15 protein-coding genes are annotated in these 16968 nt (G+C 72.9%); 10 read left to right on the top strand and 5 right to left on the bottom strand.

From position 1 onward, the window contains the following. The first annotated feature begins 6 nt into the window (after positions 1-6). Both ACIQCH_RS26370 and ACIQCH_RS26375 read left to right on the top strand, forming a co-directional pair. Positions 7-1923: a peroxidase family protein gene (locus ACIQCH_RS26370; protein ID WP_402584762.1), complete on the top strand. Its 1917-nt coding sequence runs from the start codon at positions 7-9 to the stop codon at positions 1921-1923. Then, the gene (locus tag ACIQCH_RS26375; RefSeq protein WP_402584764.1) at positions 1920-2180 is read left to right on the top strand and encodes a hypothetical protein; all 261 of its coding nucleotides are present in this window, start codon (positions 1920-1922) and stop codon (positions 2178-2180) included. The genes ACIQCH_RS26370 and ACIQCH_RS26375 overlap by 4 nt, the downstream gene beginning before the upstream one ends. A gap of 117 nt (positions 2181-2297) precedes the next feature. On the opposite strand, the gene ACIQCH_RS26380 is transcribed toward ACIQCH_RS26375, so the two are convergent. The 5 genes from ACIQCH_RS26380 to ACIQCH_RS26400 all read right to left on the bottom strand — a co-directional run bounded on the left by ACIQCH_RS26380 (position 2298) and on the right by ACIQCH_RS26400 (position 8574). Further along, complete coding sequence (locus ACIQCH_RS26380) at positions 2298-3467, bottom strand: ABC transporter ATP-binding protein (RefSeq protein WP_402584766.1); 1170 nt, start codon at positions 3465-3467, stop codon at positions 2298-2300. Beyond that, complete coding sequence (locus ACIQCH_RS26385; RefSeq protein ID WP_402584768.1) at positions 3464-4549, bottom strand: ABC transporter ATP-binding protein; 1086 nt, start codon at positions 4547-4549, stop codon at positions 3464-3466. The genes ACIQCH_RS26380 and ACIQCH_RS26385 overlap by 4 nt, the downstream gene beginning before the upstream one ends. Before the next feature lie 11 nt (positions 4550-4560). Further along, positions 4561-5538 carry an ABC transporter permease gene (locus tag ACIQCH_RS26390; protein WP_402584770.1) on the bottom strand — a complete coding sequence of 326 codons (978 nt, stop codon included), beginning with the start codon at positions 5536-5538 and terminating at the stop codon, positions 4561-4563. A 78-nt stretch (positions 5539-5616) separates the two neighbouring features. Further along, positions 5617-7425, bottom strand: a complete 1809-nt coding sequence (locus tag ACIQCH_RS26395) for an ABC transporter substrate-binding protein (protein WP_402584772.1) — start codon at positions 7423-7425, stop codon at positions 5617-5619. A gap of 120 nt (positions 7426-7545) precedes the next feature. Continuing rightward, positions 7546-8574 (bottom strand): ABC transporter permease, encoded by a 1029-nt coding sequence (locus tag ACIQCH_RS26400; protein WP_402584774.1) that lies wholly within the window; start codon positions 8572-8574, stop codon positions 7546-7548. Positions 8575-9118: 544 nt separating this feature from the next. Here ACIQCH_RS26400 and ACIQCH_RS26405 point away from each other — a divergent pair. The 8 genes from ACIQCH_RS26405 (at position 9119) to ACIQCH_RS26440 (ending at position 16964) form a co-directional block, all read left to right on the top strand. Continuing rightward, positions 9119-9313, top strand: a complete 195-nt coding sequence (locus tag ACIQCH_RS26405) for a hypothetical protein (RefSeq protein ID WP_030203903.1) — start codon at positions 9119-9121, stop codon at positions 9311-9313. A 24-nt stretch (positions 9314-9337) separates the two neighbouring features. Continuing rightward, positions 9338-10231: an N-acetyl-1-D-myo-inositol-2-amino-2-deoxy-alpha-D-glucopyranoside deacetylase gene (mshB, locus tag ACIQCH_RS26410; protein WP_402584776.1), complete on the top strand. Its 894-nt coding sequence runs from the start codon at positions 9338-9340 to the stop codon at positions 10229-10231. Further along, complete coding sequence (locus tag ACIQCH_RS26415; protein WP_402584778.1) at positions 10228-10674, top strand: DUF6113 family protein; 447 nt, start codon at positions 10228-10230, stop codon at positions 10672-10674. Before mshB ends, ACIQCH_RS26415 begins: the two co-directional genes overlap by 4 nt. Before the next feature lie 356 nt (positions 10675-11030). Further along, the gene (locus tag ACIQCH_RS26420; RefSeq protein ID WP_402584780.1) at positions 11031-13280 is read left to right on the top strand and encodes a hypothetical protein; all 2250 of its coding nucleotides are present in this window, start codon (positions 11031-11033) and stop codon (positions 13278-13280) included. A gap of 204 nt (positions 13281-13484) precedes the next feature. Beyond that, positions 13485-14411: an ABC transporter ATP-binding protein gene (locus ACIQCH_RS26425; protein WP_402584782.1), complete on the top strand. Its 927-nt coding sequence runs from the start codon at positions 13485-13487 to the stop codon at positions 14409-14411. Next, positions 14408-15151: an ABC transporter permease gene (locus ACIQCH_RS26430; RefSeq protein WP_402584783.1), complete on the top strand. Its 744-nt coding sequence runs from the start codon at positions 14408-14410 to the stop codon at positions 15149-15151. Before ACIQCH_RS26425 ends, ACIQCH_RS26430 begins: the two co-directional genes overlap by 4 nt. Continuing rightward, positions 15148-16347 (top strand): sensor histidine kinase, encoded by a 1200-nt coding sequence (locus ACIQCH_RS26435; RefSeq protein WP_402584785.1) that lies wholly within the window; start codon positions 15148-15150, stop codon positions 16345-16347. Before ACIQCH_RS26430 ends, ACIQCH_RS26435 begins: the two co-directional genes overlap by 4 nt. After that, entirely contained in the window at positions 16344-16964 is a 621-nt protein-coding gene (locus ACIQCH_RS26440; RefSeq protein WP_402584787.1) for a response regulator, read from the top strand. The genes ACIQCH_RS26435 and ACIQCH_RS26440 overlap by 4 nt, the downstream gene beginning before the upstream one ends. Positions 16965-16968 lie beyond the last annotated feature (4 nt).

Consider the following 16968-nt stretch of genomic DNA (forward strand, 5'->3'; position numbering starts at 1 on the left):
TCGCCCATGACCGCCACCCCCGACGCAGCACCCGCGGACGAAGCCGCGGACCGGTCCGCCGCCGACGCCCGCTCCGCCGTCCCCGGCCCACGCACCCCGGCCTCCGGTGCCCCCACCCCGCCCCCGTACCCGCCGCCCGGCCCGCTGGAGCGGTTCGGCTCCGCCGCCTTCGCCCGCGTCAACCGCACCCGCGAGTGGTGGGAGCTGCCCGGCCCGCTCGCCCTGCTGAACCTCCGCGTGCTCCGCGACGACCTGCGCCGCGAGAACCTGTACGACACCTACGGCGCCGGCGGCGAACGCCCCCGCCGCGCCCCCCGGCGCCTCGCCCCGTACCGCTCGTACGACGGATCGGGCTACGACCCGCACGACGAGGACATGGGCCGGGCAGGCACCCGGCTGGACCGCAACGCCCCCCTCGCCCTCTCCCACCCGGACGACGACGGCGACCTGATGGACCCGAGCCCGCGCGAGATCAGCCGGCAGCTGCTCGCCCGCCGCTCCTTCACCCCGGCGCCCACCCTCAACCTGCTGGCCGCCGCCTGGATCCAGTTCCAGAACCACGGCTGGGCCAACCACGGCGACAACGAGGAGGCCGAGCCCTTCACCGTCCCGCTCGCCGCGGACGACGACTGGGCGGGGGAGTGCCCGATGCGGATCCGCCGCACCCGCCCCGACCCCGTCGCCCACACCACGCCCGACGCCCCGCCGACGTACGAGAACACCGTCACGCACTGGTGGGACGGCTCCCAGGTCTACGGCAGCGACGAGGCCCGCTGCCGCTCCCTGCGCACCGGCGAGCGCGGCAAGCTGATCCTCGTCGACGGCCGGCTGCCGGCCGACCCCCGCCCGGGCCTGGACTGCCTGGACGCCACCGGCTTCAACAGCGACTACTGGGTCGGCCTCTCGCTGCTCCACACCCTCTTCGCCAAGGAGCACAACGCGATCTGCGACCTGCTCGCCGCCCAGCACCCCACCTGGGACGACGAGCGGACCTTCCACACCGCCCGACTGGTCAACACCGCCCTGATGGCGAAGATCCACACGGTGGAGTGGACCCCCGGCATCCTCGACACGCCCGTGCTGCGCCGCGCGATGAACGCCAACTGGTACGGCGTACTGCCCCGCTGGGTCACCCGGCAGTTCGGCCGGATCGGCGCGGGGGAGATGCTCAGCGGCATCCTCGGCTCCCCGACCGACCACCACGCGGCGCCGTTCTCCATGACCGAGGAGTTCGTCTCCGCCTACCGGCTGCACCCGCTGATCCCCGACGAGATCACCCTCCGCGACCACCGGGCCGGCGGCGTGCTCAAGACCGTCGGCTTCGACGCGGTGCAGGGCGCCGCCACCCGCACCGCCGTCGACGACCACGGCACGAGCGACCTCCTCTACACCTTCGGCACCGAGCACCCCGGCGCGCTGGTCCTGCACAACCACCCCGACGCCCTGCGGAACCTGGCCCGGCTCTCCGGCGAGCACGTCGACCTGGCCACGGTCGACGTCCTGCGCGACCGCGAGCGCGGCATCCCCCGCTACAACGCCTACCGGCGCATGCTCCGCAAGCGGCCGGTCACCTCCTTCGAGGAGCTCACCGGCGGACACCCCGGGGACACCCCGCTGCTGAGGGAGGTCTACGAGGGCCGGCTCGACCGGGTCGACACCCTGGTCGGCAACCTGGCCGAGCCACGGCCGGCCGGCTTCGGCTTCAGCGACAGCCTCTTCCGCATCTTCATCCTGATGGCCAGCCGCCGGCTCAAGAGCGACCGGTTCTTCACCACCGACTACCGGCCCGAGGTCTACACCCCCGAGGGGCTGGAGTGGATCGACCGCAACACCATGGTCACCGTCCTGCTGCGGCACCACCCGGAGCTCGGCCCGGCCCTGGCCGGCGTCGACAACGCCTTCTCCCCCTGGAGGGGCCTGTGACCACGTTCCCGGGCCCGCGCACCGGGGCCCCGACCGCGCAGGGCGGGACGGCCCCCGGCGGCCACCTGCCGCCGGGCACCTCCCTGCTCGCCCACGCCGAGTCCCTGCGGACCCAGGCCGACCGCCTCCGCGCGGCCGTCGCCTCCCTCGCCTGGACCGGCCCGGACGCCGACGCCCTCCGCGCCCGCGTCACCACCCTCGCCGCCCGCTGCGACACGGCGGCCACCGCCCTGGCCCGGGGCGCGGACCGGGCGTAGGGGGCCTCCGCCGGAGGGGAGGGACAGGGCCCCGGGCGGAGGTCGCCCTCCTCGACGGTGCCGGCGCGGCGCGCTCGTGCGCTCCCCGGAACGCACGGGCACCACCGCGGTGCTGCGCTACGGGGTGTCCGCGGCGGAGTCCTCCAGCGCGGCCAGCGCGGGGTCGAGGACGATCGCCTCGCCGCGCGCCCCGGCCGCGGTCGTCGGTTCCTCCGGGAAGTGGCACGCCGTCAGGTGCCCTTCCCGGTTGCCCTCGATCCGCACCAGCGGCGGTTCCTCGGCCGCGCACTTCTCCCGCGCCTTCCAGCAGCGGGTGCGGAACCGGCAGCCCGAGGGCGGGTCCACCGGCGAGGGCACGTCCCCGGCCAGACGGATCCGCTCCCGGGCCGCGTGCTCCTCGTCGTCGGTCAGCGCGGCCTCGGGGACCGCCGAGAGCAGCGCGTGCGTGTACGGGTGCCGCGGCCGCAGGTAGATCGAGTCCCGGTCGCCCACCTCGATGATCTTCCCGAGGTACATCACGGCCAGCCGCTGCGAGAAGTGCCGTACGACCGCCAGGTCGTGGGCGATGAACACGAAGGCGATGCCCAGCTCCCGCCGCAGCTCCTGGAGCAGGTTGACCACCTGCGCCTGGATGGAGACGTCGAGCGCCGAGACCGGCTCGTCGGCCACGATCAGCCGCGGTTCCAGGGCCAGGGCCCGGGCCACCCCGATCCGCTGGCGCTGGCCGCCGGAGAACTCGTGCGGGAAACGGTTGTAGTGCTCGGGGTTGAGCCCCACCGTCTCCAGCAGCTCCCGGACCCGCCGTTCGCGCCCGCCCGGCGGCTCGATCCCGTTGATCTCCATCGGGCCGCGGATGATGGTCCCGACCGTCTGGCGCGGGTTCAGCGACGAGTACGGATCCTGGAAGATCATCTGGATCTCGGAGCGGATGGGGGCCAGGTGGCGGCGCCCGGCGTGCGTGATGTCCCGGCCGCGGTACGAGAGCGAACCGGCGGTCGGCTCCAGCAGCCGGGTCAGCAGCCGGCCCGTCGTCGACTTCCCGCACCCGGACTCGCCGACCAGGCCGAAGCTCTCGCCCGCGTGCACGGTCAGGTCGATCCCGTCCACGGCCCGGACGGCGCCGATCCGGCGCTTGAAGGGGAAGCCGCCCATGATCGGGAAGTGCTTGGTCAGGCCCCGGGCCACCAGCAGCGGCTCACCCGCGGCGGGCGCGGCCGGCGCCCCCGCCGCGGCCGGCTCCGCTCCGGCCGGTTCCCGCTGCGCGGGCAGGGTGGTCTCTTCGCTCATGGCTTCCGGCTCCTCGGTGCCCGGCCGAGCCGGGGCAGGATCTGCTCGGTGAACAGGGTCCGCTGCTGCTCGTCGGTCAGGTGGCAGGCGCCCGCCCGCCCGTCGGCCAGCACCGGCCGCTCGCTCGCGCACCGGCCCCCGCCCACCTGCGCGGTGAAGCCGCAGCGGGGGTGGAAGGCGCAGCCCGGGGGCGGGTCGAGCAGGCTGGGCGGACTGCCCGGGATCGGGCTCAGCGCGGTGTCGACGTCCGAGCCGAGCCGGGGCATCGAACCGAGCAGGCCCCACGTGTACGGGTGCCGGGGCGCCCGCAGCACCTCGCGCACCGGGCCGCGCTCGACCGCCCGGCCCCCGTACATCACGAGGATGTCGTCGGCGGTGTTGGCGATCACCCCGAGGTCGTGGGTGATGAAGATGATCGCGCTGCCGAACTCCTGCTGGAGGTCGCGCAACAGGTCGAGGATCTGCGCCTGGACGGTGACGTCCAGGGCGGTGGTCGGCTCGTCCGCGATCAGCAGGTCGGGGTTGCAGACCAGGGCCATCGCGATCATCGCGCGCTGCCGCATGCCCCCGGAGAACTGGTGCGGGTAGTCCTTGGCCCGCAGCGCCGGCTGCGGGATGCCGACCTTCGCGAGCATCTCCACCGCCCGCGCCCAGGCCTCGCGGCGGGAGGCGCCGGTGTGCTTCATGTACGGCTCGGCGATCTGGCGGCCGATCGTGTAGTACGGCGAGAGGGCGGTGAGCGCGTCCTGGAAGATCATCGCCATCTTGTTCCCGCGCAGCTTCTCCAGCGTCCGTTCCGGGGCGCCGGTCAGCTCCTGCCCGTCGAGCACGATCTCCCCGGCGACCTCCGTGAACTGCGGGTTGTGCAGCCCGAGCACGGTCAGGTTCGTCACGGACTTGCCGGAGCCGGACTCGCCGACGATGCCGAGGGTCCGGCCGCGCTCCAGCTCGAACGACAGCCCGTCGACGGCCTTGACGACGCCGTCCTCGGTCGAGAAGCGCACGTACAGGTCGCGCACCGAGAGGAAGGCGCCCGTACCTCCCGCGGCGCCGCCGCCCGCTTCCTTGGTCAGAGTGGTCACTTCGGCGTCCCCTAGGCCAGCCGCACGCGCGGGTCGATGAACGCGTACAGGGCGTCCACGATGATGTTGAAGAGCAGGATCATGGCGGCGCCGAAGAGCATCACGCCCAGCAGCAGCGGCAGGTCGGAGTCGGTCACGGCGTGCACCGAGAGGTTGCCCAGGCCCGTGAGGCCGAAGGTGTACTCGGTGATGATCGCGCCGCCGAGCAGTCCGCCCAGGTCGATGCCGAAGATGGTGATGATCGGTACGAGTGAGCCGCGCCAGGCGTAGCGGAAGAACACGTACCGGCCGGACATGCCCTTCGCGCGGGCGGTCTTCACGTGCTCCTCCTGGAGCTGCTCGACCATCGTGGAGCGCGCCATGCGGGTGTAGTTGCCGGTGAAGATGGTGGAGAGGATCACCCAGGGCAGCAGCAGGCCGGTGAACCAGGCCACCGGGTTCTCGGTGAAGTCCGTGTACTTGGGCTCCGGCAGCAGCTCGGTCTGGAAGACCAGGACCGCGAGCGCCATCGGGCCGAGGAAGTAGATCTGCATCGAGCTCAGGACGAGCGAGCCGCCGCTGAAGACCTTGTCGGTGAGGGTGCCGCGGCGCCAGGCCGAGACCATCCCGGTGCCCAGGCCCACGAGCAGGAAGCACACCGAGGAGCCCACGGTCAGCGACAGGGTGACGGGGAACCGGTCCAGCAGCAGGTCCCAGACCGGCTCGCTCTTGGCGAAGGAGTAGCCGAAACAGGGTGCGGGGCACGGCCCGAGGTCGAAGTCGCGGCCGACGAACAGGCCCTTGAGGAACTCCCAGTACTGGACCGGGACGGGCTCGTCGATGCCGAGGTTCTTGTGGATCACCGCCAGCGCGTCCGGCGTGCAGGTCTTGCCGCAGGCGAGCAGGGCCGGGTCGTGCGGGATGGCGAAGAAGAGGTAGAAGGTGAAGACGCTGATCAGCAGCAGGATCACGACGGAGCCGAGGGTCCGGCGGAGGAGGAAGCGCAGCATGGTGGTCGGCAGCTCCCGGCGGCGGCGGTGGGCGGAGGAGGTGGCGGGGTGGCCGGGGCGGCCACCCCGCCGGGAGCCTTACTTCAGGAAGAGCCTGCGCGGGTCGATGCCGCCGATGACGTCGTCGTAGACGACGCCGCCGACGCCCGAGCCGGCGATCTGCACCTGCTTGTAGTAGCCGGTCGGCACGACGTTGACCACGTCGGAGAGCAGGTACTCGTTGACCTTGTTCCACTCCTTGGCGGCCTGGACGGCGTCCGTGATCCCGTTGATCCGGTCGATGTCCGCGTTCACCTTGGGGTCGTTGACCTGCGAGTAGTTCTGCGCGCCGTCCTGGATCTGGCGGCCGTCGTACAGCGGCGGGATGACGGTGGAGGCCGAGGGCCAGTCCGCGCCCCAGGCGGTGTGGAAGATGTCGTACTTGTTGTTCACCTTGCTGATGACGTCGTAGTACGTGTCCTTCGGGATCTCCTGGCGCTGGACGTCGAAGCCGGCCTTCTTCAGGCCCTCGGCCATCGCGTTGGAGTACTGCTGGCCCTCGGGGGTGTTGATGTAGCCGAAGGTCAGCTTCAGCCCGGACTTGCCGGCCTCCTCCAGGAGCTTCTTGGCCTTCGCCGGGTCACCGGCCGGCTTCTTCTTCTTGCCGAACGGGTCGGACTCGGCGTACCCGCTGACGGTCGGCGAGATCAGGCCGCCCGCGATGGCCATGGCGTCCTCGCCGCCGTACGCGCGGACGAAGGGCGAGACCGGCAGCGCGTAGGCGATGGCCCTGCGCACCCGGACGTCCTTGAGCTCCGGCTTGCTCGTGTTGATGTTCATCTGGCCGACGTACGGCTGGAAGCCGTCCACCGAGCGGGCCTTGAGCTTGGCGTCCGCGTGCAGCTTGGCCAGGTTGGTGGCGTCCACCTGGTTGGTGAAGCTGAGGGCGGTGCGGTTCTCGCCGGTGTCCGCGATGAGGCGGCGGCTGGAGTCCTCGTACTGGTGGTTGAAGGTGATGTCGAACTCGTCCGCGTACGCGTTGCGGATCGGGTCCGTCTTCGGGTCCCAGTTCTCGTTGCGCACGAGCGTCATGGACTTGTCGGCCTTGAATTCCTTGATCTTGTACGGGCCGGTGGTGACGGGGGCCTTGTCGTACGCCTTCTGCGTGTCGCCCTTCATCGAGACGACGCTGTAGCCGGCCATCGCCAGCGCGTACGGCAGGTCGCCCTTGGGCTTGGCGAAGTGGAAGACGATCGTCTTGCCGTCCGGGGTGTCCAGGACGGACGCGGGCAGGTGGGCCCCCTTGTACGGGCCGTCCGGCAGCAGCTTGCGGTACTCGGCGCCCGGCTTGTCGGCCATCCACTGCTGGACGTACGTCGGGCCCTCGGTGATGACCTGGGAGAACAGCCGCTCGAAGGTGTGGCGGACGTCCTTGGCGGTGATGGGCGTGCCGTCGGCGAACTTGATGCCGTCCTTGAGGGTGTACTTCCACGTCCGGCCGCCGTCGGAGGGCGTGCCGCTGTCGGTGGCCAGGTCGCCGACGACGGTGTGGCCCTTGCCGGTCGCGTCGGCCTTGTAGCCCGTCAGACCGCGGTGGATCAGCTGGGACAGCACCATCTCGTCGGACACGTAGATCTGGCCCGGGTCGAGGTGCGCGAAGCTGTCGCGCTGGAACACTCTCAGCTTGCCGCCCGTCTTGGCGCCCGCGACCGCGGCGGCCGGGCCCGTGGAGTCGGCCGCGGTGCCGAACTTGATCTGGGCCTGCTGGCGCTGCGCGTTGTCCTTGTCCTTCGCGCCGTCGTCGCCGTCGTCCCCGCCGCCGCTGCCGCCGCAGGCCGTGAGCGCGAGCGCTCCGGCGGCGATCACCGTGAGGGCGGCGTACGCCCTGCGTCCACCTTGAGGGGTCACTGGTTCCACCTGTCCGTCCGTCGTCGTCGAGGGATCTAGGGGTGTGCGTGTGACGTGGGCCGACCCGGTCCCGGGGCGGGCGGACGCCCGTCCGGCGGTCGGGCCGGCGCCCGGCGCCGGCTAGCGCGCGGCCTTGGGATCGAAGGCGTCCCGGACCGAGTCGCCGAGCAGGTTGAAGGCCACGATGAAGACGATCATCGCGACGCCGGGGAAGAACATGTACGTCAGGTCGACCTCGTAGACGGACGCCGCCTTGGCGAACATCGCGCCCCAGTCCGGGGTGGGTTCGACCACCCCGACGCCGAGGAAGGACAGGCCCGCCTCCGCGGTGACGAAGTTGGGCAGCATGAAGGTGCCCTGGACGAGGATCGGTGTGACGAGGTTCGGCAGGATCTCCTTGCGGATGATCCGCCAGGGCGAGGCCCCGCTGACCTTGGCGGCCTCGATGAACTCCCGCTCGCGCAGGGTGAGCGTCGTGCCCCGCAGCAGCCGGGCCAGGCCCATCCAGCCGAGGAACCACTGCACGGCGATGAGCGCGACCACGCGCACGTACGTCGGCGTCTCGTCGCGCGGGTCGACGAAGAGCGAGACCACGACCGGCATGGACGCGATGAAGAACAGCTGCGCCGGGAAGGCCAGCAGCAGGTCGATCGTGCGGCCGATCCAGTAGTCCGTGCGGCCGCCGAGGTAGCCGGCGGCCACGCCGAGCAGGATGCCGGTGAGCACGGTGGCCACGGTCACCGCCAGCGAGATCATCAGCGAGGTGCGGATCCCGTAGAGCAGCTTGGTGAACACGTCGTAGCCGTTGCCGGGTTCGAGCCCGAACCAGAACTCGGAGCTGATCCCCCCGTTGGGCCCGATCGGGGTGCCGGCGCTGTCGAACAGGTCCATCCGCTCGTCGGCCCAGACGGTGTACGGGTCCTTGCCGTACAGCGCGGAGATGACCGGCGCCAGCAGGCCGACGGCGAAGAAGAACAGCACCACGTACGCCGAGACGACGCCGGTGCGGTCGCGGCGGAACCGCCGCCACATGAGCTGCCCGGGCGAGCGCCCGGCGAGCTCCCGGGCCCCCGCGGGATCGACGGGCGCGAGCGGATCCTGTGGAGGCGTCGAGGACGCTCCGGGTAAGGCTTGGGAAGGACTCGACATCGCCGGCGGCTCCCCGCGGTCGGTGTGGGAATTGAGCGGAACTCTCTTCACGCGGAGCGGGCCAGTCAAGGGGGACGGACAGGTTGCGTGTGGCGAACGCCACAACTTGAGGAAAGGGTGCTCCGATCGCCGCCGTAATGTGCTTGACGGGGCGTCAGGCCATGCGGACATGGGCGATAAATACCCATGAAGTTCGTTAACACGCAGGCAACTTGACTGTCGCAACACCGATATACGGACCGGCCAACCTGGACAGCGTACGGCCGTGCGGGTGCCGTCGGCCGACCGGGAGGTGCGAACCGCCCGGTCGGCCATCCGCGCGCCGCCGTCCGCAACCGCGCGCCCCCTCCGCTCCAGCGCCATGCGCCCCCTCGTGCACCCGTGCTCCGACGGATGTCCGGCCACGGATAGCTATGATCCGTAGCGCATGGTGGGTATGACTCCGCCACGTGCGACTTCCGCGGGCGGCTCGTGCACCCGTGGCGAGCCGCCGCGCGTCATGAACGCTGTCCGGGTCCGTGAACAGATGTGGAGGTGAACCGCCGTGGCACTCTCGATTTCGGCGGTGGTGCTGCTGGCGATCATCGTCTTCCTGCTGGTCCGCAAGTCGGGCCTGAAGGCGGGTCACGCATTCGTCTGCATGCTCCTCGGGTTCTACCTCGCCAGCTCCACCATCGCCCCGACCGTCCGTGAACTCACCACGAACGTGGCGGGCATGATCAGCGGCCTGAAGTTCTGAGGTCCGCCTCGTAGGCTGTTCTCCATGAACGGTCTTCCCGCCCGGCGCTTGCTGCTGGTGCACGCGCACCCCGACGACGAGTCGATCAACAACGGCGTCACCATGGCCAAGTACGCGGCCGAAGGCGCGCACGTCGCGCTGGTGACCTGCACCCTGGGCGAGGAGGGCGAGGTCATCCCGGCCGAGCTGGCCCACCTGGCGGCCGACCGGGACGACACGCTCGGCGCGCACCGGGTCGGCGAGCTGGCCGCGGCCATGGCCGAACTCGGCGTCACCGACCACGGCTTCCTGGGCGGGCCGGGCCGCTTCCGCGACTCCGGGATGATGGGCGTCGCGCAGAACCGGCGCTCCGGCGCGTTCTGGAACACCGACGTGGACGACGCCGCCCCGTACCTCGTCGAGGTGATCCGCCGGATCCGCCCCCAGGTGCTCGTCACGTACGACCCCCACGGCGGCTACGGCCACCCCGACCACATCCAGGCGCACCGGGTCGCCATGCGCGCGGCGGAACTCGCCGCCGAGCAGGCGTTCCGGCGCGACCTGGGCGAGGCGCACGAGATCTCCAAGATCTACTGGAACCGCATTCCGCGCTCCGTGGTCGAGGCCGGCTTCGAGCGGTTGCGGGCAAAGGGCCAGGAATCCCCCGTGCCGGGCATCGCGGCCGTGGAGGACGTGCCGGGAGTCGTCGACGACGACCGGATCACGGCCGAGATCGGCGGCGAGAAGTACGGTGCCGCCAAGGCGGCCGCCATGCGCGCCCACGGCACTCAGATCGCCGTCGACGTCCCCTTCTTCGCGCTCTCCAACGACCTGCTCCAGCCGCTGTTCACCACCGAGTTCTACGAGCTCGCCGTCGGGCGCCCCGGCGCGCCGGCGGGCGAGCGGGAGCACGACCTGTTCGCGGGGGTGGACGCGTGAGCGGCGGCGGGCGGGCGCGGGCGGGCAGCGGCACGGCCGGCGCCGCGGGCCCGTCCGGCGGGTCCCGGACGGGCGGTCAGGGCTGGGCGGCGCCCGTCGGCCCCGTCCGCATCCTCCTCGCCCTGGGGCTGCTCGTCCTGGGCGCGCTCGTCGGGATCGCCGGCGCCCTCGTCGTCGAGGCCTGGCCCCCCGGCGGCCTGGTGCTCGCCCTGCTCGCCAGCCTCGGCTGCTTCATGGGCGCCCGGATCGCCACCGGCGGTGCGCTCGGCGTCGGCGCGGCGGCCACGGGATGGCTGATCGCGTTCATGTGGCTGTCCGCGCCCCGCGCGGAGGGTGACGCCGTGTTCGTCGCCGGAATCAGTACGTATGTCTACATGCTGGGTGGAATCGTCGCCGCTGTGATCTGCGCCACCCTGCGCGGTGCGGTCCGCCGTCGGGTTTGAGCCGTCCGAACCGGCAGATGACGTGCCGTTCGGGCCGACGCCGGGTCCGCGTGCGGGGGTTGCGGAGCGCGCCCCCGTGCGCCCCGCGGGCCACCAAGCGGAACCGGGCTTCACCCAGGGGTCAGTTGCGTTCGCGCAGCGGCCAGTATGGTGGACCGCGCCGCCGAGCTGCCCGCGCACGGTATGACGGGCGGCGGAGCAAACCGGGAGAACCTGCCTTGAGTCGTGAAACTGACAGTTCGTCCTCCGGGCCCCCGGGGCGTGGCGGAGCCGGCTACCCGTCGGGTACGCCGCCGTACGGATCCCGCCAGTACGCGTCCACGGACACCGGATTCCACGATCCGGAGGAGTAAACGATGACTTCGAAGCCCGCGCCGTCCTCCCAGGACGCGGACGAGCCCAAGACCGAGACCACGCTGACCACCCGGATCCGCATCAACATCCCGGGTTCGCGCCCGATCCCGCCCGTGGTGGTCCGCAAGCCCGTCCCGTCCGATTCCTCCACCACGGACCCGGAACCGGCCGCGGCCTCTGACGCGTCCATGCCCGAGGAGTCCACCGCGGCCCCGACCCCGGCCACCGAGCCGAAGGCCGAGGCCAGCGGCTGGTTCGCCCCGCGCAAGAACCTGGGCCAGGCCCCGGTGCGGCGCCCCGCCCTCCCGGGCCCGGGCGCCGGCCCCGCTGCCACGCCCCCTGCGGGGGGCGCTGACAACGGGGGAGAGGACATGAACGGATCGGCACCGGGCGGCCAACGCCCCGGCGCCCCGCGCGCGAGCCTGCCGCAGCGCCCTGTCGGGCGCACCGGCGCGCCCGGGGCGCCCCGGGCGGGCGCGGCCGGCGGCTTCGGCGCGGGCAGCCCCGGAGCGGGCACCGCAGCGGGCCCGGCGGGCGCCGCGGGCAACGGCTTCGCACCCGGCGCACCGGGTCCCGGCGCACCCGGCCCCGGCGCGCCGGCGGGCCGACTGCCCGTCCGCGGCCCCGGCGGCCCGGCCGCGGGCCCCGGCGCGCGCGGTGGCGCCGCCCCCGGACGCCTCGGCGCGGGCGGCCGTCCCGGCGCCCCGGCGGGCCCGGGCGCTCCCGCGGCTCCCGGCAACGACTTCGCCCCCGGCGGCCCCGCTGCGGGCATGCCCCAGCCCGGCGGCAACTTCGGCCCCGGCGGCCCGGGTGCTCCCGGGGTCCCGGGTGGTCCGGGCATGCCGGGTGGTCCGGGTGCCCCCGGTGCCCCCGGCGGTCCGGGTGGCTTCGTACCCGGTGGCCCCGGTGCTCCGGGAATGCCGGGTGCCCCGAGCGCCCCGGCCGGTCCCGGTGCCGACTTCGGTCCCGGCGGCGACTTCGGTCCCGCCCGCGGCGCCGGCGCCTCGCTGAACGGCGTCCCCGGACCCGTCGGCCCCACCACGGGCCCCGGGTACGGCACCATGCCGGTCGCTCCCCGCGTCGAGGACGAGGCCGCGGCGTACGGCTCGCAGTGGCCCGGCTCGGAGTTCGCCGACGACGCGCCCACCAGCGCCCTCCCGACGGTCCCGCCGCCGGGACCGCAGGCACCCCGGCCGGGGGTTCCGCAGGCGGTCCCGCAGTCCGGTCCCGACGTGGACAACCCCGCGCTGACCACGCCCGGGCAGCCGCCCCGGCGCCCCATGCCCAAGGCCAAGAAGGCGGCGGCGGCCCGCAAGGGCGGCTCCAAGGTGGTGCTGATCTGCTCCGGCGTGGTGGCCCTGCTCGGCGTCGCGTACGGCGCCGGCCTGCTGCTCAACCACTCCGACGTGCCCAAGGGCACCACGGTGCTCGGCGTCGACATCGGCGGCACCAAGGAGGAGGCGCTCGGCCGTCTCGACGAGGCCTTCGGCACCCGTGCCACCACCCCGATCCAGCTCACGGTCGGCGGCAAGCAGGTCGAGCTCCGGCCCGAGCGGGCCGGCCTGACGCTCGACGCGCAGACCACCGTCCGCAACGCCGAGGGCAGCGACTACAACCCGCTGTCCGTCATCGGCTCGCTGTTCGGCAACGACCGCGTGTCCGACCCGGTCCTGCCGGTCGACGACGAGAAGCTGCTGGCCGCCCTCACCGACCTCGCTGGCTCGGCCGGTTCCGTCGTCGAGGGCACGATCAAGTTCGAGCCGAACAAGGTGACGCCGGTCCCCGGCAAGGCCGGCACGACCCTCGACGTCGACAAGTCGACCGCGGCCGTCAAGGCGGCGTTCCGGACCCAGCTGGAGACCGGCAGGGCCCCCGCCGTGGAGCTGCCCGTCACCACCAGGGAGCCGGTCGTCGACCAGGCCGAGCTGGACCGGATGATGGAGGCGTTCGCCAAGCCCGCCATGTCCGCCCAGGTCGTCATCAAGGCGGGCCCGAAGTCCATCCCGTTCGGCCCCGCCCGCTCCCTGCCCAAGATCCTCGGCGTCAAGGTCGTGGACGGGCACCTTGAGGAGACGTACGACCTCGAGGCCCTCAAGGAGCTGTACGGGGACACCTTCGACGGCGTCCTGGTCACCCGCGCCGAAGGGAAGACCCCGGTCACCCCGCAGGACGTGGTGATGGCGCTCCGCAAGGCCCTGCACGGCAAGACCACCGCGGAGCGGGTCGGCGTCATCGAGACCGACCCGAGCTGACCCGCGGCCACGGCCCACGGCCACGACCCGTGAGCCGAGGCCACGGCCGCGCACCGTACGACAGAGCCTCCGCCGGCACCCGTCCGGCGGGGGCTCCGCCGTGCGTCCCGGCCGGCCGTCACCCCGCCCGCATGACATCTGTCATGCCGCACCGACGACGCCCGACACTGCCGCCGGGACCCGCTCGCGGGCGAGTCTTGGGCCATGACGACGACGACCGTGAAGAGCACCGCCACCTCCGTGGTGCACTTCGAGAACGTGACCAAGAGTTACGGCCCCGTCCGCGCGGTCGACGGCCTCTCCCTCGAACTCCACGCAGGGGAGACCGTCGCCCTGCTCGGCCCCAACGGCGCGGGCAAGTCCTCCACCCTGGACCTGCTGCTGGGCCTGCGCACCCCCGACTCCGGCACCGTCCGCCTCTTCGGCGGCACCCCCCAGCAGGCCATCTCCGGCGGCCGGGTCGGCGCCATGCTGCAGAGCGGCGGCCTCATGGAGGAGGTCACCGTCCGCGAACTGGTCTCCCTCGGCTGCTCGCTGCACCCGAAGGCGCACCCGGTCGACGAGGTGCTCGCCCGGGCCGGCATCACCGAGATCGCCGACCGCCGGGTGGACAAGCTCTCCGGCGGCCAGGAGCAGCGGGTCCGCTTCGCCCTCGCCACCGCCGGGGCCAACGACCTGATCGTGCTCGACGAGCCGACCACGGGCATGGACGTCACCTCCCGGCAGGCCTTCTGGGCCACCATGCGGGAGCAGGCCGACCAGGGGCGCACGGTCCTCTTCGCCACCCACTACCTCGAGGAGGCGGACGCGATCGCCGACCGCGTCCTGGTGCTGCACCGCGGTCGGCTCCTCGCGGACGGCACCGCCGCCGAGATCAAGGCCCGCGCCGGCGCCCGCCGGATCTCCTTCGACCTGTCCGACCCCGTCGACGAGGACGCCCTGCACGGGCTGCCGTTCCTCACGCGGCTCGAGGTCAACGGCCGTACGGTCCGCCTGCAGTCCGCCGACGCGGACGCGACCGTGCACGCGGTCTACGCGGCCGGCCTCTACCCCCGCAACCTGGAAGTCGCCGGGCTGGGCCTGGAGCAGGCCTTCATCGCCCTCACCGAGGCCGAGGAGGCCCGCTCATGAGCACCGCACTGGTCCGCCTGGAGATCACCCGGGCGCTGCGCAACAAGAAGTTCCTGTTCTTCACCGTCATCTACCCGGCGGCGCTGTTCCTGATGATCGGCGGCACCCAGAACGGCAAGATCCCGGTCTTCGGCACCGAGCTGACCATGGCCGCCTTCTACATGGTCGCCATGGCCTCCTTCGGCGCGCTGACCGCGGTCCTGATGGGCAACAGCGAGCGCATCGCCAAGGAGCGCGAGAAGGGCTGGGTCCGCCAGCTGCGGCTGACCGCCCTGCCCGGTCGCGGCTACGTCCTGGCGAAGATCGCCAGTGCGGCCGTGGTGAGCCTGCCGTCCATCGTGGTGGTCTTCGTCGTGGCGGCCGCCGTCAAGGACGTCCGCTTCGACGCCTGGCAGTGGTTCGCCCTCACCGGCGCCATCTGGGCCGGCAGCCTGGTCTTCGCCGCCCTCGGCGTGGCCATCGGCTACCTGGTCAGCGGCGACACCGCCCGCCCCGTCACGATGATCATCTACTTCGGCCTGTCGATCCTCGGCGGCCTGTGGATGCCCACCACGGTCTACCCGCAGTGGCTCCAGGACATCGCCGAGTGGCTGCCCACGCACGCCTACGCCGCGCTCGGCCAGGCGATCGAGCTCGGCGACGCCCCGCACGCCAAGGACGTCGCGATCCTCGCCGTCTACTTCGTCCTCTTCGCCGGTGGCGCCGCATGGCTCTACCGCAAGGACACACTGAAGGCATGACGGTGGACACCGCACGGGACCGGGCCGGCGCCCTCGAGGGCGACGGCCTCGTCCGCATCGGAGAACGGCCCGTGGGACGACGGCAGACGATCGTGAAGTCCCTGTGGATCGGCGTCTGGCTGCTGTACCTCAGCGCGCCGGTCGACGACCTGATCAGCGGGGGCCACGGGCCCGGGGCGGTGGCGCTCGGGGCGCTCGGCCTGGCGGCCTTCGTCGCCTGGTACCTGGTGCTGGTGTTCCGTACCGTGCGGCAGTTCGCGCCGCGGCGGGTCCTGCTCTCGCTCGCCGTCATGGCCGTGCAGGCCGGCGTGCTGTCCCTGGCCCTCGGCCGTGAGTGGCTGGTGCTCTTCGTGTACGTGGCCATCGCCTCCGGCGCCGCGCTGCCCCCGCGGTACTCCCGGTGGACGGTGCCCGGTGCCACCGCCCTGCTCGCCGTCACCGCGACGGCGGTGCCCGGCGGCGTCGCGTACCTGGTCGGACTGGTGGTGCCGGCGCTGCTCGGCGGGTTCGCGATGGTCGGCATCCGGAAGATGATCCAGACCACGGTCGAACTCCGGGAGGCCCGGGCCACGGTCGCCGCGCTCGCGGCCAACGAGGAGCGGCTGCGGCTGGCCCGCGACCTGCACGACCTGCTCGGCCACTCGCTCTCGCTCATCACGCTCAAGAGCGAGCTGGCCGGCCGCATGCTGCCCGACCACCCGGAGAAGGCCGCCCAGCAGGTGGCCGACATCGAGAAGGTCAGCCGGCAGGCGCTGGTCGACGTGCGGGAGGCCGTCAGCGGCTACCGGCGGCCGACCCTGACCGCCGAGCTCGCGGGCGCCCGTACGGCACTGACGGCGGCCGGCATCGCGGCCGCGGTGCCCCTGGACCCGACGCTGCCCGAGCTGCCCGAGGAGGCGGAGTCGGCCCTCGCGTGGGCGCTGCGGGAGGCCGTCACGAACGTCGTACGGCACAGCGGCGCGCGCCGCTGCACCGTCGGGCTGGGCGCCCGCCAGACCCTCGACGGCCCCGAGGTGGAGCTGTCGGTGCGCGACGACGGCGCCGGCGGTGGACCGGTGCAGCCCGGCAACGGCCTGAACGGCCTGACGGAGCGTCTGGCGGCGGTCGGAGGCCGGCTGTCGGCGGGCCCGACGGCCGGTGGGTTCACCCTCTCGGCGCGGGTCCCGCTGCCGCAGCCCCTAGGATCGGACGCATGACCGGCACCACCCCGATCCGCGTCCTCCTGGCCGAGGACCAGTCGATGGTGCGCGAGGCGCTGGCCGCCCTGCTCGGGCTGGAGCCCGACATCGAGGTCGTGGCCCAGGTGGCGCGCGGCGACGAGGTGCTGGCGGCGGCCCGCGGCCACGACGTGAACGTGGCACTGCTCGACATCGAGATGCCGGGCCGCACCGGCATCGAGGCGGCCGCCGAGCTGCACGCCGCGCTGCCGGGGCTGAAGATCGTGGTCCTGACGACCTTCGGGCGCCCCGGCTACCTGCGCGGCGCGATGGAGGCGGGGGCCTCGGCGTTCCTCGTCAAGGACGCCCCGGCCGCCCAGCTCGCGGACGCCGTGCGCAAGGTCCTGGCGGGGGAGCGGGTCATCGACCCGACCCTGGCCGCGGCCGCCCTCGCGGAGGGCGCGAACCCCCTGACCGACCGCGAGCGCGAGGTGCTGCGGGCGGCCGGCGCCGGGGCGAGCAACGCGGAGCTCGCCGCGGCCCTGCACCTGTCGCAGGGCACGGTGCGCAACTACCTGTCGACGGCGATCCAGAAGCTCGCCGTGCGCAACCGGGCCGAGGCGGTGCGCATGGCCCGCGAGAAGGGCTGGCTCTGAGGCC

It is taken from the genome of Streptomyces sp. NPDC093225 (assembly GCF_044753805.1).
Classification (GTDB): Bacteria; Actinomycetota; Actinomycetes; order Streptomycetales; family Streptomycetaceae; genus Streptomyces.